This window comes from Myxococcales bacterium, assembly GCA_023898405.1.
In the GTDB taxonomy this organism is placed as follows: domain Bacteria; phylum Myxococcota; class UBA727; order UBA727; family JABDBI01.
Genome location: CP060221.1, coordinates 229,952 through 254,076, shown reverse-complemented (window position 1 = coordinate 254,076; position 24,125 = coordinate 229,952). Strand labels below are relative to the sequence as shown.

Genomic DNA, 24,125 nt, shown 5'->3' with positions numbered 1-24,125 from the left:
TTCCACAAGTTTTAGTAAAAATTCGGTCCTTAAACCAGATCGAATCAAATCTGCTTGCTAAGCAGTAATGTGCAAGCAGATTAAAAAAGAAGGGATTAAATACAAAGTTTATTTTTCGGGTAGAACATTCTCGACTACTTTATTCTCGTTGCCGTTTAGTTCTGGAATTGCTTTCATGGCAATTTCATCTCTAACGAGAGCCGGCCCAAAGCGGTTTCTTTTGTTTTCTGCATTCCAAACAGGTTGCCTTAAAGGAAAGAGCCATTCGTTGCCAAAGAGTTTTATTGAGGAAATCTGAGCAAGGTTAACATTTGGATCAACCAAACGCTGAGCATTACGGCCGTTTAGTTTTACTCTTCCTTCAGCATAAACCTCAACGGGCTTTTCACCAGGTTGAGTGAACTTATCTCGTAAGAAATGGGCAAATTGTAAAATAAGAGCGGGTTTTCCCGACATCTTTGTCACCTGTCGTCTCGTAAGATAGCGTTTGGGGTCAATATAAATTGATTTGCCGGTTTCTGGGTCTTTGACGATAAAGTTAACGATGCTGGTTTTGCCTCTTAACTTCATGTGCCAAGAGAAATTGTGTCCTTCCTCGGTCCAGCTTCCATTGGTATGGAAAAAGAAGTGTCTTAAGGGAAAAATACTTTGAAACACAAGATGGCTGCACAAGAGCACAAGCCCGCTTTTCTGCCACGTATTTAAATGAGCGGGTGGCTTTAAAGTAGATGAAATAGGATGAAATTGGTCTTTGAAAAAGAACGCCAAGAAACTACGCGGCCAATTAGTATCAAAAAATATGGTTGTTGCGCCAATCATGAACCAAGGGAAAATCCCAATATTAAACAAGTGAAAATTGGTAAGGTGAAATGATAGCGTTAAGCAAAAGGCTATGGCTCGTGTGGGTCTGTATAGTAAAAGAGGCACTACCAAGAGATCATATAAGAGACCCATGTAAGTGAAAAAATACACACCCGCAGTACTTGAAACAAATGCCTCTATGGGGTAGTCCAGCTCGTGGCCCTTGAGCCAATTGTAGAGCGGCATACCATTGATCCAATCTACATTCATTTTGGCTATAGCCCCGTAGAAATACACAATTCCAATTTGAAAGCGTAAGAGCCAAACTGCCCACCCTGGCGTTGTTGAACAAGATTTTCTCTTATTAAAAAGAGCATATAACGACCAGCCTTTATGGGCAGGGATAAATATCATCATGTATGAAACGATAATTACGAGATAGATATGGTTTAAATAATTGGTTATATCAACCAGAAAAATATAGGAAATACATAAAGCTGCAGTTATTGAGGCAAAGCGGTAAAAAATCCCCAAAACTATGGCTAATCCGGCCAATGCATAAATGCGAAATACCCACTCCATGGCTTGTGGAGTAATAGGGTTTACCCATTCAAAGAAACGATATTTAAAGTAAATAAGCTGATAATTGTATTCGCCCACCACTGGTAGAAGCCTAGTGCCTCGCCAGCATTCGTACAAAATTATGGCTCCAAAATATATGCGGAAGACAGCAAGTCCCGCAATGTCCATAGGGCAATAGAGCATATTGTAAATACGATTAAGCAAAGGTGAATTTTTAATCATGTTGGTCACCTCAATAAATACTGACTTATTTTTTATATAAAATTAATGAGCTTAATTGAACTCTGTTTTAAATTTCAAAAAAATTTTCAATCAATTTGGGAGGTTGCCAGAGGCGCTAGATATGCTCACTGTGAAGTAAAAGCTTTTTGAAAAGCCTTATAGAAATATTTTCTGGACACGACCAAATATTCTTTAGGTATAATCCCTAAAGCGCTATTAATCTCTCTAGTTAAGAAAAGTTTCAAAATTATTTCCTAAGGGATTGACAGCTTAAATCAAAGTTCATAACAAAGCTGTCATACATCATGGTACCTCCGCCCGGCCTTGCCCCCCCTAACCGGGCGGGGGTTCTTTTTTTTCTGTGATGTGATGTAAGGTGTTGTCCCTCTAGGCCTCTGCCCGTAAATTCTATGGGTACGGGTTGCTTTTTTATGTAAGAGCCTTAATTGAAGCTCTGTAAGTGCGAAAAGCATGTGAACAGCATCTCTATCTTAACCCGGTTTAGAATTGAAAGCGGAGTATTGGAATTCCATGACCCACGTAATACAGCAAAACTTCGCAGCTCGGAAGAATTTTGCCAAAATCAAAGCGAAGCTCGAAATCCCTAGTTTGATAGATATTCAAAAGCGTAGTTACGCCAAGTTTTTACAAGCAAACGTCCCTGTTGATCAGCGGGAATCTACTGGTCTGCAAGGTGTCTTTGAATCAGTTTTCCCTATAAAAGATTATAACGAGACAGCATCCTTAGAATTTGTAAGCTATCATCTTGATAGGCCAAAATACGATGTTGACGAATGTCGTTCGCGCGGAATGACCTTTGCTGCGCCTATTCGCGTTGTTGTTCGTTTGGTGATATGGGATAAAGACGAAAATACTCAAGAACAATCGATTAGGGACGTAAAAGAGCAAGAGGTGTATTTCGGGGAAATTCCCTTGATGACAGATTTTGGGACCTTTGTAATAAACGGCACAGAGCGCGTCATCGTAAGTCAGCTTCATCGTAGTCCTGGTGTGTTTTTTGATAGCGATCGTGGACGTACCCATGCTTCTGGGAAACTTCTTTACAATGCACGTGTTATTCCTTACCGCGGTTCTTGGTTGGATTTTGAATTTGATCACAAAGACTTAATATATTGCCGAATTGATCGTAGGCGGAAGTTTCACGCCACTATTCTTCTAAAAGCTCTTGGTTATAGCACAGAAGAATTGCTTAAATATTTTTATAATGCAGATACTCTGTTGATGCCTGCTCAAGGCATATTTGAGAAGGTAATTGATTACGATAAACTGCTCGGTCAACGCTCAACTAGAGATGTTGTTGATCCAGAGACTGGTGATGTTTTCGTTCGGAAGAACCGTAAGTTCACCAATCTTTCTATCAAGAAAATGCAAGAAGCTGGTATGAAAGTTCTTCCGGTGGAAGAAAGTCAAGTCGATGGGCTGATTTCAGCTGAAGACATGATCAACGAAGAGACTGGGGAAGTCCTTCTCGAATGTAACGAAGTGCTGACGCAGGCTAAATTAGAAAGCTTGCGTGCCAGTGGTTTTGATAAGGTTAAAGTACTCTTCATAGATGGTCTCAATGTAGGATCTTATTTTTCAGATACCCTTAATCAAGATAAGGTTTCGACACGTGAAGAAGCAATTTTTGAGATATATCGTCGCATGCGTCCGGGCGAGCCTCCAACTTTAGAAACTGCTGAAAATCTTTTTTATAATCTCTTTTTTAATCCAGAACGTTACGACCTTTCTGAAGTAGGCCGGCTTAAGCTTAATCATAAGTTTAATATTGATGAATCTTTGGAAAACCGAGTACTGACAAAGCGTGATATTTTGGAAGTCGTTAAGTATCTAATTGATTTACGTAATGGCGATGGTGTAGTCGATGATATTGATCACCTCGGTAATCGTCGAGTAAGAGCTGTTGGAGAATTGATAGAGAATCAGTATCGTGTTGGCTTAGTGCGTATGGAACGTGCCATCAAAGAGCGTATGAGTGTGCAAGAAGTTGATACATTGATGCCTCACGACTTAATCAATAATAAGCCCGTTGCAGCGGTTGTTAAAGAATTTTTTGGATCATCACAGCTTTCGCAATTCATGGATCAAACCAATCCTCTTTCTGAAGTTACTCACAAACGACGGTTATCGGCATTGGGACCAGGTGGATTGACTCGCGATCGTGCTGGTTTTGAAGTGCGCGATGTTCACCCAACTCACTATGGAAGAATCTGTCCAATTGAGACCCCTGAAGGACCAAATATTGGTCTTATTGCTTCGTTGTCGACTTTTGCTCGTGTCAACGAATATGGTTTCGTTGAGACACCTTATCGTCGCGTTATAGATTGCAAACCTTGTGATGAGATCGCTTATTTCTCTGCTCTGCAAGAAGAAAACGAAGTGATCGCTCAAGCAAATACAGCGCTTGATAAAGCTACGGGCGAAATTGCGGATGCCTTTATTCCTGTACGAAAGGGCGGTGAAACAACTCTTGTTCCAAGAGAAGAAGTCACATTGATGGATGTTTCACCGAATCAGCTGGTATCGGTAGCTGCTGGTCTTATACCTTTTCTTGAACATGATGATGCAAACCGTGCGTTAATGGGATCGAACATGCAGCGTCAAGCTGTGCCTTTGTTGCGATCAGATGCTCCGCTTGTTGGTACTGGTATGGAAGCTGTGGTTGCTCGCGACTCCGGGGTTTGCCAGGTTGCTCGCCGTTCTGGCCGCGTAGATCACGTTGATGCTTCAAGAATTGTTGTGCGCGTAAACGCTCATGAAATTGATGATAGTGGCTCTCAAGTCGACATCTATCGACTATCAAAATATCAACGCTCAAATCACAGCACCTGTTTCAATCAGAAGGCCATTGTTCAGGTAGGTGATATTGTTGAGAAAGGCGACGTTTTGGCCGATGGTCCTTCAACTGATTGTGGCGAATTGGCTTTAGGGCGAAATGTAGTGGCTGCCCTGATGCCGTGGGGTGGTTATAACTTCGAAGATTCGATCTTAATCAGCGAACGTCTTTTGAAAGAAGATCATTACACTTCAATTCATATTGAAGAGCATGAGTGTGTCGCGCGGGATACCAAACTTGGTCCAGAAGAAATCACAAGAGATATTCCCAATGCTGGGGAGGAAATGCTCAAGGATTTAGACGAAGCAGGTGTTGTGCGTATTGGTGCTGAAGTAAAGGCCGGCGATATCCTGGTTGGAAAAATAACTCCTAAAGGAGAAACACAGCTTTCGCCAGAAGAAAAACTTTTGCGAGCTATTTTCGGAGAAAAGGCTGGTGACGTAAAAGATTCAAGTTTACGCATGAGCCCTGGTTCCAGTGGGACAGTAATTGAAGCTAAAGTGTTCACTCGTAAAGGAATTGATAAAGATAGCCGTGCCCGAGCTAATGAAGAAGAAGAAGAAGCACAGCTTTTGAAAGATCAAAATGACGAAATCAGAATCATCAGAAACTCTGCTGTTGAACGTGTAACGGCTTTGTTGGCTGGTAATGTTGCTATTAATAAGTTGGTCGATGAAAAAGGAAAAGTACTGCTTAAAAAAGGTGATGAGCTTACCCAACAGGTTCTATCAGAAATCGAGTGGAAGTATTTCGGTGATATACCTATTTCCGATAAAGATCTAAAAGAACGGGTGCAGAAAATTGTTCAGGCGACCAGTGAGCAAATAGATATTGTTCGAGAATCTTTTAGCGATCGAATTAAGCGTCTTAAGGAAGGTGATGAACTGCCTCCGGGCGTTATCAAGATGGTAAAAGTTTTCGTTGCAGTAAAAAGAAAGCTTCAGCCTGGTGATAAAATGGCAGGTCGTCACGGTAACAAGGGGGTTATTTCCCGCGTGCTTCCTGAAGAAGATATGCCTTATCTCGCTGATGGAACTCCTGTGGATATTGTTCTTAACCCATTGGGTGTGCCGAGCCGGATGAACGTAGGACAGATCCTAGAAGCTCACTTAGGATGGGCTGCCAAGGGTGTGGGGGCTGAGCTTGAGCGCTTGATGCATTGGCAAAAGAATGCGCCAGCTGTGAAGGCCATGCTTAAAGATGTTTTTGAAGACTCACTCGATGAAAAACTGATAGATGGTCTCGATAATATAGAGCTTGGGAAATTAGTCGATAAACTTAAAGATGGAGTACCGATGGCAACACCGGTTTTTGACGGTGCGCCAGAGACTGCAATCAGAGATCTTTTGAAAAAAGGTCTTAGAGATGAGAGCGGACAAAGCATTCTTTTTGACGGTCGTACGGGTGATCCATTCGATCAAGATGTGACAGTTGGTGTTATGTACATTCTTAAATTGCACCACTTGGTTGATGAAAAGATCCATGCGCGTTCAATCGGGCCCTATTCATTAGTGACTCAACAACCTCTTGGCGGTAAAGCTCAATTTGGTGGGCAACGTCTTGGGGAAATGGAAGTGTGGGCTATGAAAGCCTACGGTGCGGCTTATGCCTTGCAAGAATTTTTGACGGTAAAATCAGATGATGTGGTGGGTCGTACTCGTATGTATGAAGCCATTGTGAAAGGTGAACACGTGCTTGAGTCTGGAGTTCCAGAGTCTTTCAACGTTTTGATCAAAGAATTACAAAGCTTGGCATTGGATGTTCAGCTACTGGATGAAGTTGATCCCACAAGAAATTAATTTTAGGGCGAGATAATTATGAAAGATATTTTCAATTTTTTTGAGAAACCAAAGGACCCTCTAGGCTTTAATGCTATCAGGATTCAGTTGGCGAGCCCTGAAAAGATTCGCGACTGGTCATATGGAGAAGTAAAGAAGCCTGAGACAATTAACTATCGTACCTTCAAACCAGAACGTGATGGTTTGTTTTGCGCAAAGATTTTCGGTCCTATCAAAGACTATGAATGCTTGTGCGGAAAATACAAACGCATGAAGCATCGTGGGGTAGTGTGTGAAAAGTGTGGTGTTGAGGTTATTCAATCTAAGGTGCGTAGAGAGCGTCTTGGGCACATTTTGCTTGCCACTCCAGTAGCCCATATTTGGTTTCTAAAGAGTTTGCCAAGCAGAATCGGAGCTTTGCTCGATATGACTCAAAAGGACTTAGAAAAAGTTCTTTACTGTGAGTCATACATGGTTGTAGATCCAGGTGTTTCGCCATTTCAGATTGGTGATCTCCTGAGTGAAGAGCAGTATCAAGAAGCGCTTGATGAATATGGCGAAGATGCATTCTTGGCTGGTATGGGAGCAGAGGCCGTTCGTGAGCTTTTGAGGCAAATTGAACGCGGACCAAATGGCGATGGTAACGGTATTCCGTGGCTTGCAACAGAGCTTAGAAGAGATTTGGCTGAATCAACTTCAGAAGCAAAACGCAAAAAAATTATCCGAAGACTCAAGGTGGTTGAAGCATTTCGTAATTCAACCAACAAGCCAGAATGGATGTTGCTCGAAGTAATTCCTGTTATCGCTCCTGATCTGCGTCCGCTGGTCCCTCTCGATGGTGGTCGCTTTGCAACAAGTGATCTAAACGATCTCTATCGTCGCGTTATTAATCGAAATAATCGTCTAAAACGCCTGCAGGAGCTCAATGCGCCTGAAATTATTATTCGCAATGAAAAGCGCATGTTGCAAGAATCGGTAGATGCTCTTTTTGATAACGGGCGACGAGGAAAATTGATCACGGGTCCAAACAAACGTCCGCTCAAGAGCTTGAGCGACATGCTTAAAGGTAAGCATGGTCGTTTTAGGCAAAATCTTTTGGGTAAGCGTGTCGACTATTCTGGCCGTTCAGTGATTGTTGTTGGTCCTGAGTTGAAATTGCATCAGTGTGGTTTGCCTAAAACCATGGCTTTAGAACTATTCAAGCCATTCATATACAACAAGCTCGAGGAACGTGGTTATGTGACAACCATTAAATCGGCTAAGCGAATGGTTGAGCAAGAAAAGCCAGAAGTGTGGGACGTGCTTGATGATGTGATTCGTGAACATCCGGTTATTTTGAACCGTGCCCCGACCCTGCACCGTCTCGGTATGCAGGCCTTTGAACCGATTTTGATTGAAGGAAAAGCTATTCAGCTGCATCCTCTGGTGTGTAGTGCTTTTAATGCCGACTTCGACGGCGATCAGATGGCTGTACATATACCGCTTTCGATTGAAGCTCAGCTTGAAGCTCGCGTTTTGATGATGAGTACTAATAATATCTTGTCTCCTGCTTCTGGGAGACCAGTTATTGTGCCAAGTCAGGATATTGTCTTGGGATGCTATTATATGACGCGTAGCCGTCCTTTTGCTAAGGGTGAGGATATGGTGTTCTCACGTGTAGGTGAAGTGCGTGCTGCTTATGATGCCGGACAGGTTTCTTTGCAAGCTTCGATCAAGTGCCGTATTGAAGGAAAAATTTACGAAACGACTGTCGGTCGAGTTCTGCTTTATGAAGTAGTGCCTAAGATCGTACCTTTTACCAGCATTAATAAGGTATTGGGTAAAAAGGAACTTGGTCTTTTGATCGATCGTTGTTATCGATTGCGCGGCCAGAAAGAGACAGTGATTTTGTGTGACCGTCTCAGGACAGTTGGTTATACGGAAGCGACCCGCTCAGGGATATCTATCGCCATGGTTAACTTGGTAATTCCAGAGAAGAAAAAAGATATTCTAGAGCGTTGTCAGGCTGAAGTAGAAGAAATTACTAACCAATACGTTGAAGGTTTGATTACCGATGGTGAACGCTACAATAAGGTAGTCGATATCTGGTCAAAAGCAGCTGAAGAAATCTCTGGCGAGATGATGAAAGTTGTTTCAACCAGCGAATTCACCTCTGAAGATGGAAAAGAAAAGAAAATTTCTTCGTCTTTTAATCCCTTGTTCATTATGGCTGATTCTGGGGCGCGGGGCTCTGCTCAGCAGATGAAGCAGCTTGCTGGTATGCGTGGTCTGATGGCGAAGCCTTCGGGTGAAATTATCGAGACACCTATTACAGCAAACTTCCGTGAAGGATTGACTGTACACCAATACTTCAATTCAACCCACGGAGCCCGTAAAGGATTAGCTGATACTGCTCTTAAGACTGCGAACTCTGGTTACTTGACCAGACGTCTGGTTGATGTTGCCCAGGATTCAATCATCACCGAGTATGATTGTGAAACTATCGATGGAATTGAAATTACTCCACTCATTGAGGGTAACGATATCATCGAAGGAATTGGTGACCGGATCTTGGGGCGTGTTGCCTTAGAAGATGTATTGGACCCTGTGAGTGCGGAGGTTCTTGTTGAATGCGGTCAAGAGATCGATGAAAACCTCGTGGTTAAAATCGAAAACGCTGGAATTTCTCGTGTGCGCATTCGGTCAGTGCTGACCTGTCAAACAAGACGCGGTATCTGTGTCCGTTGCTACGGTAGAGATTTGTCTCGTGGACACTTGGTCAACGTAGGTGAGGCAATCGGCGTGATTGCTGCTCAATCCATCGGTGAGCCAGGAACTCAGCTTACCATGCAGACTTTCCATATCGGAGGTATCGCTTCTGGTTCTGCTGAAGAATCAAGTCATGAATGCCGAGGTGAAGGTAAGGTTGTTTTTGAAAACCTTGAAGTCGTGAAGCGTCGAGACGGTAAGTTTGTCGCTATCAATCGTCAGGGTGCCATCAAGATTATGGATGAAAGTGGGAGAGAGCGAGAAACCTATCCTGCTGCCTATGGTGCAGTTATCAATGTAGAAGACGGACAAAAGGTTAAGCCAGGAACTCGTTTGGTTGAGTGGGATCCATATTCTGCCCCAATTTTGACTGAAGCAAGTGGTAGTGTTCACTTTGGTGATCTAGTCGAAGGGGTTACCATGGCTGAACAAGTTGATGAGGGTACAGGCTTATCTCACAAAGTGGTAACTGAAGGACGTGATGCTAATGCCAGACCTCGCGTCACTATTAAAGACAAAGATGAAAATGTTGTGCCTTTGCTAAAAGGAAGCGGTGTTGCTCGTTATTTATTGCCGGTTGGTGCTGTGATTTTGGTTAACGATGGTGCCTTGGTTGAAGCAGGTGATATCTTGGCCAAGGTGAGCCGTGAAGCATCCAAAACTAAGGATATTACCGGTGGTCTCCCTCGTGTCGTTGAGCTGTTTGAAGCTCGACGTCCTAAAGATCATGCAGTGATTTCTGAAGTGAGCGGTTCGGTTTCATTTGGCAAGGATACCAAAGGTAAACGAAAAGTTATTGTTGCACCTGAACTGGGTGAAGCACGTGAATATCTCATCCCAAAAGGAAAGCATATTCGTGTTCGTGAGGGAGATTTTGTTCGCGCAGGTGAACCTTTGATGGATGGTTCGGTTAACCCACACGATATTTTGAGTGTTTTGGGTGAAAAAGCTCTCGCCAAGTATTTGGTAGAAGAAATCCAAGAAGTATATCGTTTGCAAGGTGTGCGTATTAACGACAAACATATTGAAACGATTGTTCGCCAAATGTTACGCCGTGTTCGCATTAAAGATGCAGGTGATACTCGTTTCCTCAACGATGAACAAGTTGAAAAACAAGTATTCGAAATCGAAAACGAAAAAATACTGCAATCGGGAGGCAAGCCTGCTGTTGCTGAGCCTTTGTTGCTTGGTATTACAAAGGCATCGTTGTCGACTGAGTCCTTTATCTCTGGTGCATCTTTCCAAGAAACAACCAAAGTTTTGACAGAAGCTGCTGTCTCAAGCAAAGTAGATTACTTGCGTGGACTAAAGGAAAACGTAATCATGGGACGATTGGTTCCTGCTGGAACTGGTTTGCCTAATTATCGTTTCCTCAACGTCGAGATTGATGATGCTGGGGTTATGGATGAGGGCGGTCTGATGGAAAGTGTTCCGGTTGAATTATTAGAAAGTGCTTAAGCTATCACCTTCTATGAAAAAAGCTCCCAAAGACGGGAGCTTTTTTATGTTATAGCAATTCTAAGCACAAAGCGATGACCAGACAAAAATGAAGTTAAAATACTTCCAATTCACTCTGTGCTTTCGCTTTTTGATAAATTTCCTGCTGGTAGTGTTGGGCTCGTTTGGCAATAGTTATATCGCTGAGTGCAAGAATCCTTATTGCCAAAAGTGCCGCATTTTTTGCGCCAGAGTTGCCTATGGCCATCGTAGCTACAGGGGTGCTAGCAGGCATCTGCGCAATAGCAAATAGTGCATCGAGTCCCAAGAGTGCTGTTGCGTTTAGTGGAATACCAATGACGGGCAATTGACTATGGGCAGCTAATGTACCGGGAAGAGCAGCGGATGCGCCCGCAGCTGCAATGATTACCTTAATTCCCTTGCTTTGAGCATTTTGGGCAAACAGCGCACACTCTTTAGGGGTACGGTGCGCTGAAATAACTCGGGACATAAAAGGGATTTCTAAACGGTTAAAGATCTCTTTTATAGGGAGTAGTGCCTCTTTATCATTCTGGCTTCCCATAATGACCGCTACAAGTGGTGAATTTTGCATGTCATACCTTTTGGTTTAATGATGAGAGATATTTTCCTAAAACTCATAGTAAGATCTCTAAAAAAATCAACTGAGTGATTTGACAAGTTTGGCTAAATAGTAAATACATGGCTTGGATTAGGACTTTTTGCCCAATAGTTTATAAAAACCTAAAGAACTTCAAAAATTTAGATAAGCTGTTGGTTATTCCAGTGCAGGCCTTGAGTTTGCATTGTAAGGTTGGAATTTCTCATATGATGAATGAAAGACAGGGTACAGAGTTGGAAAACGATAAAGAACTATCTTTTGAAGAGCTTCTTAATGAAGAATTTGCTCGTGATGAAGTTCAAGAAGGCGAAATTATTTCCGCTCATGTTTTGTCAGTGAATAAAGATTTTGTTTTAGTTGATATCGGATATAAGTCCGAAGGTTTGATACCGACGAATGAGTTCTCGTTGATCAACGGTGAGCCACAAATTAAAGTTGGCGATAGGGTAGATGTTTTAGTCGAGTCTCGAGAAAATGAATTTGGTCATCTAGTTTTGAGCAAAGAGAAAGCAGATAGGCTTAAAGTCTGGGATGAAATTAGTGACGCCTGTGAACGTGATGAAGTTGTAGAGGGCGTTATTATTGGGCGAGTGAAAGGTGGTTTACAGGTAGATATTGGTGTGCGTGCATTTTTGCCAGGAAGCCAAGTGGACTTGCGCCCTATTAGAAATCTTGAAAAACTTATCGGTGAACGATTCGAGTTTAAGGTTATCAAATTTAATAAAAAGCGCGGCAACATTGTATTGAGCAGGCGTGTTCTCTTAGAAAAAGATCGTGAAGAAAAACGTAAGGTTACTCTAGAGCACCTGGCTGAAGGTGCTGTAATGGAAGGTGTGGTAAAAAACCTTACCGATTACGGTGCATTCGTTGATCTTGGTGGAGTCGATGGTTTGTTACATGTGACCGATATGAGTTGGGGGCGTGTGCAAAATCCTAATGGGCTTTTTGAAGTTGGGCAAACCGTTAAAGTGGTTGTTCTCAAGTACGATGCTGAAAATGAGCGCGTATCGTTAGGCATGAAACAAACTCAAGAAGATCCATGGCAAATGGCTCAGAATGAGTTCCCAATCGGCATGAAGGTCAAAGGCAAAGTAGTTTCCTTGACTGATTACGGCGCGTTTATTGAGTTAAAACCAGGAGTTGAGGGGCTTATTCATATTTCCGAAATGTCTTGGACCAAACGCGTGAAACATCCATCTAAGATTGTAAGTATCGGTGATGATGTTGAAGCTGTTGTGCTTGATATTGATCAAAAAGATAAGCGTATTTCCTTGGGTATGAAGCAAGTTGAGCCTAATCCATGGACCTTGCTTGAAGAAAAATATCCGGTTGGTACCGTTATTCGTGGTGCAGTGCGTAATATTACCGACTTCGGTATCTTTATCGGTATTGAAGAAGGCATCGATGGTTTGGTGCACATCAGCGATCTTTCGTGGACACAGCGCGTTAAGCATCCTTCGGATATGTTCCAAAAAGGTGATGAAGTTGAAGCTGTTGTGCTGAATATTGATGTGCCAAATGAGCGTTTTTCTCTAGGCATTAAACAACTTCATGAAGATCCATGGGGACGAATTCCTCAGGTATATCCTCGTGGAGCACGTGTGAGCGGTGTTGTTACCAAGGTTGCAGATTTTGGTGCTTTCATTGAAATTGAGCCAGGAATCGATGGTCTTTGCCATGTTTCTGAGTTTAGCGATGAGCATGTCGATGATCCTAAGAGCTTCTTGAGTGTTGGTGATCAAGTTGATGTAATGATCATTGACAATGATAAAGAAGAACGCAAAATTGGTTTGTCGATCAAGGCTGTGAAAAAAGCAGAAAAAGGTATGGATTATCGTGCCTATCTCGCTGAACAAAATCACGGTGCAGGCAAAAAAGGTGGCTCACAAAAATCAGGTTCTCAAAGTATGGGAACTTTGGGTGATGCATTTAAAGGAAAATTTGGTCAGTCGTCTGATGAATAAAGATTGAGTTGATCTTTTTTAATGAAGGGCGCGTATTGATGACGCGCCTTTTTTATTTTTATAACGAAATATCAAAATCTTGGGCATTCAAAGGGCGTGTTTAAAAAAATGAGAGCAAGCAGCTTTGCAATGAAAAAAATATTGTCCCTTGAACAGGAAATGTATAGTTGATGACATGTACAAGTGTGACTGAAATTAGGGTGATTGTGTGAAAGAAGCGCTGAGCGAACAAATGGCAGATGTATCTCTTGTTGAAGGAGTAAATAAAAGACGCATTACCATTGGAGCGTTGATTCAAGCTATTTATACTCTTATGTCGAGAATAGCGGGTATGATACGCGACGTGCTTACTTTCCACATATTTGGTGTTGGGGCCTTCACTGACGCTTTTAATATAGCGTTCACTATCCCCAATGTTTTGCGAAGATTTTTTGCAGAAGGCGCGTTTGCTGTGGCATTTGTTCCAGTCTTTATGACGAGCAAAGAAAAAGAAGGAAAAGATCATGCGCATCTTTTTTTTCGAGATGCTTTTGGCTTTCTAGTGCTCCTAGTAGCAGTGGTTTGTATCGTTGGTATTGTGTTTTCACCGCTACTCGTCAAGTTGTTTGCATATGGATTTTCCTATAATCCTGAGCAATTTGCCTTGACTAACATAATGACGAAATGGTTTTTTCCTTATGTTTTTATGGTTAGTATCGTTGCGTTATTTGGGGCTTATCTGCAGTGCCATAACCGTTTTAGTGCCATGGCTGCAGCACCAATTTTTCTTAATCTAGGCATGATTTTGGCTATGTGTTTGTGCGCACAATGGTTCAACCCTCCAATTATGGTTTTATGCTTAGGGGTTTTATTGGGAGGGGTTTTACAATGCATTCTGCTGTTTATTTCTCTGAAACAAGCTGGACTTTGGGCGTGGCCTCGCTTTTGTTTTAATACTAAAGCAATGAAACACTTAATCAGACTTTTGGGTCCCGCCTTATTTGGTGTCTTTGTTTACCAACTTAATATTATGGTCCTGCGACAGTTAGCCAGTTTCTTAGGGGAAGGGCAAATAAGTTACTACTATAATGCCGATAGGCTCACTCAATTTGCAACTGGAGTATTTGGCGTGAGTATTGCCACTGCAGCTATGCCTGAATTGAGCAAAGGAGCTGCCCAGATAGCGAGAAAAACTTTTTTTGATACTTTACGTTTTACTTTATTGATTACTAGTTTTGTTATTACACCAAGCGCAATAGGTCTGATGGTATTCGCTTATCCGATCGTTTCTGTCCTTTATGTGCATGGAGCTTTTACTTCACAAGATGCAATGCATACTGCTCATACGCTTATTGCCTTTGCGCCAAGTTTGGTTGCTTTTAGCTTGTCTCGGCCAGTAATCCAGGCTTTTTATGCGCAAAGCGATACACGTACACCAGTATTAGTAGGAATCATTACGGTTTTTCTAAATCTTGGATTTGGTTTAATGTTGATCAAATATGAGATCATGGGGTTGGCTGCAACCCTGAGTATATCGAGCTTTATCCAATACTTTATATTGCTTTATTTGTTTAAGAAAAAATCAAACAACGATTTTTATACGGCATTATTAAAGCCGCTTTTGGCACATGCTGCCCTTGCTTTGGGAGCATGCGCTGTGGCCTTGTTTCCAGCAAAGCTTGCAAATTGGCACGAAGGATTTTGTACACGAAATGCCGTCGTGCTTGTGCTTAGCTCATGTGTAGCAGGCTTAAGTTATCTTAGTTTTGCTTATGTCTTTAAGCTCGACGAAGCACGGAAATTTATCCATGCTTTAAAAGTGAGATTATTCAAGTAAGTTCACTTTAAGGTGAAAATAGCAGTTTGCTATGACAAGGCTGCATCTTTTTGTATTATTAATTTTTTTTGATGACTCTCTTTTCGTTGTTGTTTTCGGGCAACTTTGTCGTATCGTCAAATGATTTTTCTGCTGGTAGATGTTCCTTTTTATCTTCTGGACAATAAAAATCATAATTGGGATCGGTGTAGTACTCCATGGCCTGTAGAGAAAATGCGCAGAGCATTATTAAAGCTGTTTTCTGCATAGGATTATCCTTCGCTCGCAATGTTTATGAACTTAACAAAAATTTAAAATGCGATATTCGTTTTTTGGCGAAATTGACTGTAGCGCTCTCCCCAAAAGAGAGGAGTGTTAAGGCTGTGCTCATGAATCTAGCGCTATAAGAAAAACCAAAAAGATAGTTTCATAAAGACTTCTTGGAAATGGACAGAGGCTTATCTGAAAAATTTTTTATTGTTGAAGATGGTGCTTTTATTTCTTTGGGCCATTGGAAATAAATGAGACGAAGATGATTAGGAGATAAGCATTTATGTTATTAAAAAAACACCTTGTACTGGTTTTTTTAAGTTTTGCTAGTTTTAAAGTATTGAGCGATAACAGTCTTATCGTGCCTGAGTTAGAAATTCCGCAAGCTACTCTAGCAAAGGAACCTGCTTTAACAGAAGTAGACACAAATGAGAAACTCTTAGAGAATATTTCTTCATGGGTTGCCTTGCCCGTTTTATTATTTTTAGAACCCAACCAAGAAAGCAAATACAATACGCCTTTTAATATGTTGAGATGACTTTTGTGATCCAGTCGCCTTTAGCGTGAGGATATTCCTTGCGCGATACTCCTTGGGCAACAAGCGATTGTTTTAATTGATTGTATGAATTTACTAAATCAAAAGAAAATTGAAGTTTTTCTTTAAAGCAAAGCAGCTTTTGAATATTTTCATTGCCTCGAGGGAAAGCATGAAGATGAACATAGTCTATTGTTAGGGTATCGTTGTAAAGGGCAAAAAAGTGCCGCTTGGCAATGCCGTAGTCTCCTTTGTAAGTAAAGCCTAAGGACTCAATTTTTTTGCTCTCTTGCAAAAAATCTGTGCAGGGATGAAAAATAATTAATACGTCGACTATCGGTTTAGCAAAGCCATGTTTGAAGCAGGTGCTTCCTATATGGTGGCACTCAATATTTGTGATGTGATTGTGGAGGTGTAAGGAAATATGCTTAAAGGCTTTAATCCATTTGGGAGTGTGCGGCTTGAGTAAAATCGTGCCTCGCTTTAAGCCTAGTTCATAAGAGATAAGTAGATTAATTAATTTTGTTTTGCTCATATAATTTTCCAGTTATTTATTCACTGTGGCAATAATCTTTAAGTTGAAAATGATGTCTGATTTATATCGAGCAGTGAAAAATTATTTTGAGCTAAAAGCTTTTTGAAATAGTGATGCTGATCTTGAGGAATGACAGCGATAGCAATGTCGCCACCTCCAGCACCACTCGGTTTTGCACTGCCGTTACATAGCTGAGCAAGACGGTGAATTTCTCGATGTTCCTTACTGATAATATCGATGCCGACAAATTGTCCTAATTGATCCAGCAGGGTGAATAATTGCGTGAAAGCGTTGATAACTTTATCAGGTTCGTAGCAATTTTTAAGAAGACTTTGGATGATTTTTGTGGATTGATTGCAGAAATTAATTATGGCTTCATCGCTGGGGTTTATATCGAGGAATTTTTTTACAAAAGGCGATGTGCTTTGTGCTTTGCCTGTATGAATAATTTTTAGATCGTGCCAGATTGACGAAAAATTTAATTTTTTTACATGAGGCTGATTGCTTGAAAGTTGGTACAAAATAGTTTGCTCATAAACCGATGCAGCGCAGTCAGCGCCAGATCCCACACCACCAGAAAAAATTTTATGTGCTTGATGGCTCAGCCTTAAAAGTTTTGATTCATCATCGATATTATTTTGCAGCAAAATATTTTTACTTAATGCGACAACAGCTGCCGCCGAAGAACCAAAGCCAATTTTTTGTTCGCCATCAAAAAAACTACTGGTATCGAGAGAGTAAGTCCCTCGTGGAATTAAGAAATTATTTTCTTTAAGAGTATGAGTGACTGCTTTAAATAAGTCGCTTTCCTTAACTTCAATAAAATTTTTTGTGGTTTTTGAAAGCAGACGCGTCGTGTGATCTTTTTTAAAATGGCATAGAGCATAGCGATCGATAGCGGACACTAATGCAGGATAACCCAGTAAAACACTGTACTCGCCAGCAATCATGATTTTGCCGGGAGCTTGACTTAGCATGAGTGCACCACATGAGCATATTTGCCGGGTTGAGAACTTATGAGAGCTTTTGTTAAACCCGACTGCTCAATAATACTTTTTATCAAAGGCAGCTTATTTAGTTCGCAAAGAATTTTGACATTTGGCCCTGCGTCCATGGTGAAATAGGCTATGGCACCATGATTTTTTCTAATGTCATAAATAAGATTCATTAGTTCAAGGGTTTTGGGCTGGAGATAATTAATACTTGGCTGAGCAGTCCACATGCTTGCATGCATTTTAAGAGTAGAGTGTTCCATTATTGAGCCAAGTTGCTCTAGTCCGCCCGAAGCAAGAGCTGTTTGTGCTTTAGAAAAATCATTTTCATGGCTGCTGACAAAATTGTCATAAAAAGGCGACGAATCTTTGGTGAGGTTCATTGCTTTTCTCGATGAAATAGATTTTTTTTCTTGGCAGACGATCGCAACCAACATAGCAAGATTTAAATTAGTTTCTAAAGGAAACGCGAAGGATTGATCGTGAGTGATCGAACCACCAAAAAGTCCGGAAAACCCTCCAAAAATGCTTCGAGCCGCAGAGGCACTGCCAATACGCGCGAGTTTAGAAAGTTCACAATGATTGAGTTTTAACGAAAAAAAATGATCGAGAGCAAGACTCAAAGCGGCATAAAAGGCTGCAGATGAAGCAAGACCGGCTGCAATAGGTACACTGCTTTGTGAAAAAATAGATAAAAAACCCTTAAAAGAAAAAATTCTTCGCACAGTCTCTAAATAATTTGTTAGCCGCTCATGATCTTGAGTTGATGCTATCTGACCGTTGATGCTTAAAAAATGTCGGTACAGTGTGCTCTGTTCCACTGTCACATTGCAGCCGAGACAATCGAGCGTCATTGATAAAGATGAGACTGCTGGGATGTTTAGAGTTTGGTTGCTTTTGCCCCAATATTTGACGAGGGCTATGTTAGCATTGGCGTAGGCCGAGGCCTGTTTCATGATAGCTGTTCTCAAGTTGGAGGTGCCGACCGGAATCGAACCGGTGTAAGCGGTTTTGCAGACCGACCCCTAACCACTCGGGCACGGCACCATCTCATGGATTAAAGTTATGTCATTTTATTTATAAAGGTCAAGAAAGGCCTCGAAAATTATCAGAAAATTTTTTAAAAATTATGCTTGCGCTCCGCCTGGTACACTGACAAAGGCGTGAGGGGAAATACCTAAAATTTCATACGAAGACTGCCAGCGATCATGATGAGGTACACCAAATACAAGCTCTTTTGAAAAGGGGCTGTGAAGCCAGTAACCCTTGCTAAGCTCCCGCCATAACTGACCTTTACTCCAAGAAGCATATCCCAACATCAGATCAAAGCGTCCAGGCAAGTGTCCTAGGGCTGCTTCTTCAAGTAGTTTACGAGCGGGAGAAATAGAAACCGTTTTGGTAACCATGAAGCCCGGAGCTAATGGGCGATTATATTTGTGCTCATAAATAATAAAACCCGAATTTTTGTCTACCGGTCCACCGAAAAGTACTTCTTTGTTTGTATGGATAGGATCATGATTCTCGTCATCGTCCATCAGATCTTTGATGGTAATGCCTATAGGGCGATTAAGTATAAATCCTAAAGAACCATTTTTTTGATGCCCAGCAAGCACGATCACTGATTCACTGAAGGGTTGCTCAACCAAGGATGGTGGGGCAATGAGGATCGAAGGAGTCATTTTTTTTGCCATCATCAATATCCAATGAGTAGTTATTCGTAGCCCAATATAGGCAGATAGAAGCTTTGGGCAAGGACTTTAAGCTAAATAGCTGAATGAAAGGTAAAAGAATTTATTTTGTTTTGAGCGCATATATTGTCTTGATCGATGGTTTGTAATCAAGTTTAACCAGCTTTAAGTTTTAAACTTTGATTTTTTTTAGGAATTTTCTGCTAGAGGATGCAATCATGACGCAAGAGAAGAAAGCCGACATTGACAATGTTTCTCATTCTTCCAAGGTTTCTGAGTGGGCAAAAAAAGTGCTGCTGAATGGTTTGGGAGCAGTCTTTTTAACCGAAGAAGGAATCAAAAGCGCGCTTGTCGATATGAAACTACCAAAAAATGTTATCAATGCTGCATTGTCGCAAGCAGAAAAAACCAAAAAAGAGATCAGCGGATTGATTGCACAAGAGGTAAAAGAATTTTTAGGAAAAATTGAACTCGATGAAATAATACGCAAAGTTTTGGCTGGGCAGTCTATTGAGATAACGGCTAAAATTAATTTTGTGGACGACAAAAACAAAAAAAAAGCAGCCCCGAAGGCTGCTGCCTCAAATAAAAGAACTAAGCTTTAGTAATTTTGATGTGCTTGATTACCACGGGAGTCGTTGGTTTGTCACGGGCATCTGTTTCTACGCTTGCGATTTTGCTAATGATGTCTAAAGAAGTAGAATCTTTAACTTGCCCAAAAACGGAATGACGATTGTCTAGATGAGGGGTCGCTCTTTCTGTAATAAAAAATTGAGAACCATTGGTATTGGGTCCTGCATTGGCCATAGATAAAATTCCTTTGGCCGAATGTCTCAACTTAGGGCTGAATTCGTCTTTAAATTTATATCCAGGTCCACCGATACCTGAACCCAAGGGATCACCACCTTGGATCATAAAATCCTTGATTACACGATGAAAAATTGTGCCATCATAGAGCGGTTTTTTAACTTTTGTATTATTTGTGGGATCCAACCACTCTTTGCTTCCTTGTGCAAGCTGAGTGAAGTTATGAACTGTCATTGGTGCATCTTGCCAAAAGAGTTCGGCTACGATGGTCCCCATGCTGGTATCGAATTCAGCTATTAATTTGTCACCATCGTTTAATGAGAATTCACTTTTTAATTCATCCATATCTTTTTTCCTCTGCATAGAAGTTTTATTGTTCGGTTTGATAGAGTCGCTTTTTTCGTGGACGCTATCTGTTTTGTTAGCATTGGGGGCAGCTTGAGAATCTGTTTGTTTGCAGCCTTTGGTGCACCCCATTCCCGTAATCAAAGTTATCGCGATCGATGCAACGATAAAATTTCTCATGTGCTATCTCCATTTCTTGGTTTTGTCAAAACTAGCAATAGTCCCCTAGTTGCCTGATTAAATTGATATTGCTAGCACGTTGCATACTAAGTGAACAGAGAAAAGAAAAGCCAAACCGAGGTTAATAAGGCTCATGAAGACCTTTCAAGATATGATTCTTAAGCTGGAACGCTACTGGGCTGATTATGGCTGTGTTATTGCTCAGCCTTGCGATACGGAAGTAGGAGCAGGGACGCTCAATCAGCATACTTTTTTGCGAGTGTTGGGAGATAAGCCGTGGAATGTGGCCTATGTAGAGCCAAGTCGCAGGCCTGCAGATGGGCGCTACGGAGAAAATCCCAACCGCATGCAGCACTTTTATCAGTACCAGGTTATTTTGAAACCCTGTCCTAAAAATACTCAGGAACTCTATCTTGATTCTCTTAGGGCCATCGGCTTCGAGCCCAAAGATTTTGATGTTCGATTTGTTGAAGACGATTGGGAACATCCAGCTTTAGGATCATGGGGGCTCGGATGGGAAGTTTGGGCTCATGGTATGGAAGTAACCCAATTTACTTATTTTCAACAAAATGGAGGCATTGAGCTTTCTACGCCCTGTTGCGAACTTACCTATGGGTTAGAACGGCTTGCTATGTACATGCAAAACGTTGAAAACGTTTTTGATCTTGTGTGGGCAGTTTTGCCAGATGGAAAAAAAATAAGCTATGGCGATGTCCACAAACGAGACGAGTTTGAGTGGTCCCATCATAATTTTCATCTTGCTGATATTGAAATGCAACAACGGCATTTTGAAGACTATTACCGGCAAGCTCAAATGCTTCTTGAGGCTGAAATGTCTATTCCTGCTTATGACTATGTTCTTAAGTGTAGTCATGCGTTTAATGTGCTTGATGCTCGAGGCGCTGTAAGTGTTACTGAACGAGCACATTATATTGGTCGTATTCGCGCAATGGCTAAAAATTGTGCCCTTAAATATCTTGAACACAATGCTTAAGACTAGGATTTGAAAATGCCAGAATTATTATTTGAAATAGGTGTTGAAGAATTGCCTGCCCACTCTCTAGAGCCAGCCACAGCTTTTATGGCTGATTATTTTGAGGCTGCCCTCAAAGAGAGAGGACTAGCAGCTTTGGGAATTTCAGTTCAAGCAACCCCTCGTCGCTTGGTGCTTATGTGCGATGATGTTGCTATCAAGCAAGAAGACTGTGAAGAAGAAATTTTGGGCCCAAGCGTCACTGTTGCCTATGAACAACCTGGTGTTCTTTCTAAAGCAGGCTTAGGATTTATCAGAGCCAAAGGAATCGATGAGTCAGCGCTTTTTATCAAAAAAACAGATAAAGGTGATGTGATTGCCGCAAAGATATTTATCAAAGGCAAAGATACAGCATCGATGCTGCCCGAGATTCTTCATGATATGATGCGCAAGATTCCATTTAAAAAGCGTATGCGTTGGGAAGAAAGTGGAGAATCTTTTGCTCGCCCTGTTCGGTGGATGGTGACTTTATTTGATGGCCACAATATTGAGTTTAAATTTGCTGATGTGCAATCAGGAAAATATTCCTACGGTCATCGATTTTTAAGTCCCGAAGCATTTTTGGTAGGCTCAAAACAACAGTATCTCGATGAATTGAGCAAACGCTATGTGATGCTTGATGCAAAAGAAAGAGCTCAGTCTATTTATGAGCAAGCCTCGCATAAAGTTAAGGCACTTAATGGGCAACTCTTAGAAGATCCTGAGTTAATGGATACTGTGAAAAATTTAGTTGAGTATCCTTTTGTCGTCGTGGGTAGCTTTGATGAAGAATATCTATCGATTCCTGAAGAAATTCTGATCAGCGAGATGAAAGTACACCAAAAATATTTTGCAGTGTATGGACAAAATAAGCAGCTCAAACCTTATTTTATTTGTGTAGCAGGTGTTTACCCTCATGATGAACAGATTTTTGCTCAGGGTAATGCGCGCGTCCTTCGTGCCCGTTTTGATGACGGAGCATTTTATTTTGCCGAGGATCAAAAGAAAACTTTGGCCAAGCATGCACAAGGCCTTGCCTCGTTGGTTTTTGAAAGGGAACTTGGCACCGTTAAGGAAAAGTCAGAGCGAATCGAAACAATAGCCTTGGAGCTTGCCAAGATATTATCTTTTGACGAGCAGAAACTTGACTGTATTAAAGAAGCAGCACCTTTGCTAAAAGCAGATTTGGTCTGTGGCGTAGTAGGGCAGTTCCCTGAACTTCAAGGTGTAATGGGGAGCATCTATGCTCGAAAAAATGGCCACAGCGAGGATGTTTGTGAGGCAATAAAGACACATTATTGGCCGCGGTTTTCTGAAGATAATTTGCCTGTATCGAAAGTATCAGCGATTTTATCCATAGCTGATAAAATTGATACGCTTGTGGGGATCATGGCAATAGGTAAGGGCCCCAAAGGCAATAAAGATCCCTTTGCTCTACGACGATGTGCCATTGCTATAGTGAGGATTTTAACTTCTTTTGGTTTTGATATTGAGGTTCCTGTTCTTATTGGTAGTGCGTTAGCACGTTATCAAGAAAAATTTGCCTCTAGAAAACAAGAACTGAGCAAAGAGATTACTGAGTTCTTCATTCAGCGTGCTCGAGGGGTGCTCATCGAAGAACTTTCCAGTGAAGACAGAGAGCTTGCAGTTAGTTTTGCTGATGCTGTGTTAGCTGTGTCATCTGCAAATTTATGCGATGTTTTTTCAAAAGCTCGGATCTTGTTGAGCTTGCGCAAAGAAAATCCAGAGAACTTTGATAGTTTGGCACAAACCATCAAACGAGCGAGTAACATTGTTAAAAAAGCCCAGAATATTGCACAAGATTTCAAAGACTGTGATCCAAATGCTGTGCTTACTTTGTCGTGTGAAAAAGAACTGATAGCCTCGGTAGAAGCTGCTAAAGGAGCTTTAGATTATAAAGATCTTTTTGCTCGTATTGTTCTTATTAAGCCTAAACTTGATGCTTTCTTTGAAAATGTAATGGTCATGGTGGATGACGACAAACTCAAGTTGGCTCGTTTAAGTTTACTCAATAGTATCAAAAATACAGCTGATAAAATTGCTGATTTTACTCATCTATAGTGGGTGATTGTTAAAAAACAGTAGTTTCTTAATCAATCTGGAGTCACATAGATAACTTCGGAAAGCGTTATATTCATCATTCTTCGTCCAAAGCAGAACGTTTTGCTTTAGATAGAATCTCTATGAAATGGCCTAGTTGGCCATTTTTTAATGCATATAAAAGATCAGCTTTGTCGTTATAGTTCTCTGTTGTTATAAGTATTGGTCTAGGTATTTAATGGCTTAGTTATAAACAAAGAGAAGTAAGATGAGTGAAGTTTTTAAGTTTGTAAGTAAATTGTTTTCTTTTATTTTATTGGCAGGTCTTATTCTAAATTTTGCTGGCTGCGGAGAAAATAAAGATCAAAAAAATGGTGATGGTAAACCACAATCTTTACAGGAGCCAAGTAAGCAAGAGCCCAACAAAAAACCAGAGAGTGAAAAACCAGAGGGTGAAAAATCAGAGCCTGAAGAAAATCTGCAAGAACCTGAGTTAGGGCAAGCTGTTAATTTGGAAGAAAGTTGCATTAAGCCCAAAGTAATACAGGCACAAGATTTTGCCGAGCTTGCTGATACCAAGTGGAAAGGCCGATTAGTTCGTGATGGAGCTGATAAAGGTATCGATTTTACTCTAAATATTTCGAATTCTCTAGACGTAAAATTCGATGAAATTATCAATAAATTTGTTATTACACTTTCAGATACCTATACTGGGAAGCTTGATGCAGCAACTCCATCTACACTTGTCTTAACTAAGAAAAAAGATGCTAATGTCAGGAAAGAATGCAGTGTGATAAAATGTGATAATAACGACGTTTTACTGCTTAAAGTTAATGATAGTGAATATTATAAATTTACTAAATAATTTTATAAATC

General features: G+C 41.1%; 17 protein-coding genes and 1 tRNA gene. 9 read left to right on the top strand and 9 right to left on the bottom strand.

What is annotated here, in order from left to right; translation table 11 throughout:
- Window positions 1-108: 108 nt before the first annotated feature.
- Window positions 109-1,605 carry an HTTM domain-containing protein gene (locus tag H6731_01215; protein ID USN51059.1) on the bottom strand — a complete coding sequence of 499 codons (1,497 nt, stop codon included), beginning with the start codon at window positions 1,603-1,605 and terminating at the stop codon, window positions 109-111.
- Between the two features lie 531 nt (window positions 1,606-2,136).
- Here H6731_01215 and rpoB point away from each other — a divergent pair.
- Window positions 2,137-6,261, top strand: a complete 4,125-nt coding sequence (gene rpoB, locus H6731_01210) for a DNA-directed RNA polymerase subunit beta (protein ID USN51058.1) — start codon at window positions 2,137-2,139, stop codon at window positions 6,259-6,261.
- Window positions 6,262-6,279: 18 nt separating this feature from the next.
- Window positions 6,280-10,446 (top strand): DNA-directed RNA polymerase subunit beta', encoded by a 4,167-nt coding sequence (rpoC, locus tag H6731_01205; GenBank protein USN51057.1) that lies wholly within the window; start codon window positions 6,280-6,282, stop codon window positions 10,444-10,446.
- A gap of 94 nt (window positions 10,447-10,540) precedes the next feature.
- Here rpoC and purE read toward each other — a convergent pair whose 3' ends face one another.
- On the bottom strand, window positions 10,541-11,038 hold the full coding sequence (gene purE / locus H6731_01200) for a 5-(carboxyamino)imidazole ribonucleotide mutase (GenBank protein USN51056.1): 498 nt from the start codon (window positions 11,036-11,038) through the stop codon (window positions 10,541-10,543).
- A gap of 233 nt (window positions 11,039-11,271) precedes the next feature.
- Between purE and H6731_01195 the strand changes: the two genes are divergently transcribed.
- Both H6731_01195 and murJ read left to right on the top strand, forming a co-directional pair.
- Window positions 11,272-13,029, top strand: a complete 1,758-nt coding sequence (locus tag H6731_01195) for a 30S ribosomal protein S1 (protein USN51055.1) — start codon at window positions 11,272-11,274, stop codon at window positions 13,027-13,029.
- A 208-nt stretch (window positions 13,030-13,237) separates the two neighbouring features.
- Entirely contained in the window at window positions 13,238-14,845 is a 1,608-nt protein-coding gene (murJ, locus tag H6731_01190; GenBank protein ID USN51054.1) for a murein biosynthesis integral membrane protein MurJ, read from the top strand.
- Window positions 14,846-14,903: 58 nt separating this feature from the next.
- Here murJ and H6731_01185 read toward each other — a convergent pair whose 3' ends face one another.
- Window positions 14,904-15,092 carry a hypothetical protein gene (locus H6731_01185; GenBank protein USN51053.1) on the bottom strand — a complete coding sequence of 63 codons (189 nt, stop codon included), beginning with the start codon at window positions 15,090-15,092 and terminating at the stop codon, window positions 14,904-14,906.
- Window positions 15,093-15,377: 285 nt separating this feature from the next.
- Here H6731_01185 and H6731_01180 point away from each other — a divergent pair, with 285 nt between their 5' ends.
- Window positions 15,378-15,632: a hypothetical protein gene (locus tag H6731_01180; protein USN51052.1), complete on the top strand. Its 255-nt coding sequence runs from the start codon at window positions 15,378-15,380 to the stop codon at window positions 15,630-15,632.
- Here the strand turns inward: H6731_01180 and H6731_01175 are convergent.
- The 5 genes from H6731_01175 to H6731_01155 all read right to left on the bottom strand — a co-directional run bounded on the left by H6731_01175 (window position 15,616) and on the right by H6731_01155 (window position 18,835).
- Window positions 15,616-16,164, bottom strand: coding sequence for a GrpB family protein (locus H6731_01175; protein USN51051.1), 549 nt, complete (start codon window positions 16,162-16,164; stop codon window positions 15,616-15,618). The genes H6731_01180 and H6731_01175 overlap by 17 nt on opposite strands.
- A gap of 38 nt (window positions 16,165-16,202) precedes the next feature.
- Window positions 16,203-17,141 (bottom strand): hypothetical protein, encoded by a 939-nt coding sequence (locus H6731_01170; GenBank protein USN51050.1) that lies wholly within the window; start codon window positions 17,139-17,141, stop codon window positions 16,203-16,205.
- Window positions 17,135-18,112, bottom strand: a complete 978-nt coding sequence (gene mvaD / locus H6731_01165; protein ID USN51049.1) for a diphosphomevalonate decarboxylase — start codon at window positions 18,110-18,112, stop codon at window positions 17,135-17,137. Before mvaD ends, H6731_01170 begins: the two co-directional genes overlap by 7 nt.
- A 17-nt stretch (window positions 18,113-18,129) precedes the next feature.
- Window positions 18,130-18,203, bottom strand: a tRNA-Cys gene (locus tag H6731_01160).
- A gap of 80 nt (window positions 18,204-18,283) precedes the next feature.
- Window positions 18,284-18,835: a YqgE/AlgH family protein gene (locus tag H6731_01155; protein ID USN51048.1), complete on the bottom strand. Its 552-nt coding sequence runs from the start codon at window positions 18,833-18,835 to the stop codon at window positions 18,284-18,286.
- 227 nt (window positions 18,836-19,062) lie between these two features.
- Between H6731_01155 and H6731_01150 the strand changes: the two genes are divergently transcribed.
- Window positions 19,063-19,449 (top strand): hypothetical protein, encoded by a 387-nt coding sequence (locus tag H6731_01150; GenBank protein ID USN51047.1) that lies wholly within the window; start codon window positions 19,063-19,065, stop codon window positions 19,447-19,449.
- Here the strand turns inward: H6731_01150 and H6731_01145 are convergent.
- Window positions 19,439-20,014, bottom strand: coding sequence for a peptidylprolyl isomerase (locus tag H6731_01145; GenBank protein USN51908.1), 576 nt, complete (start codon window positions 20,012-20,014; stop codon window positions 19,439-19,441). The genes H6731_01150 and H6731_01145 overlap by 11 nt on opposite strands.
- 295 nt (window positions 20,015-20,309) lie before the next feature.
- Between H6731_01145 and H6731_01140 the strand changes: the two genes are divergently transcribed.
- The 3 genes from H6731_01140 (at window position 20,310) to H6731_01130 (ending at window position 24,114) form a co-directional block, all read left to right on the top strand.
- On the top strand, window positions 20,310-21,170 hold the full coding sequence (locus H6731_01140; protein ID USN51046.1) for a glycine--tRNA ligase subunit alpha: 861 nt from the start codon (window positions 20,310-20,312) through the stop codon (window positions 21,168-21,170).
- Window positions 21,171-21,185: 15 nt separating this feature from the next.
- Complete coding sequence (locus tag H6731_01135) at window positions 21,186-23,270, top strand: glycine--tRNA ligase subunit beta (GenBank protein USN51045.1); 2,085 nt, start codon at window positions 21,186-21,188, stop codon at window positions 23,268-23,270.
- Window positions 23,271-23,517: 247 nt separating this feature from the next.
- Window positions 23,518-24,114: a hypothetical protein gene (locus tag H6731_01130; GenBank protein ID USN51044.1), complete on the top strand. Its 597-nt coding sequence runs from the start codon at window positions 23,518-23,520 to the stop codon at window positions 24,112-24,114.
- Window positions 24,115-24,125 lie beyond the last annotated feature (11 nt).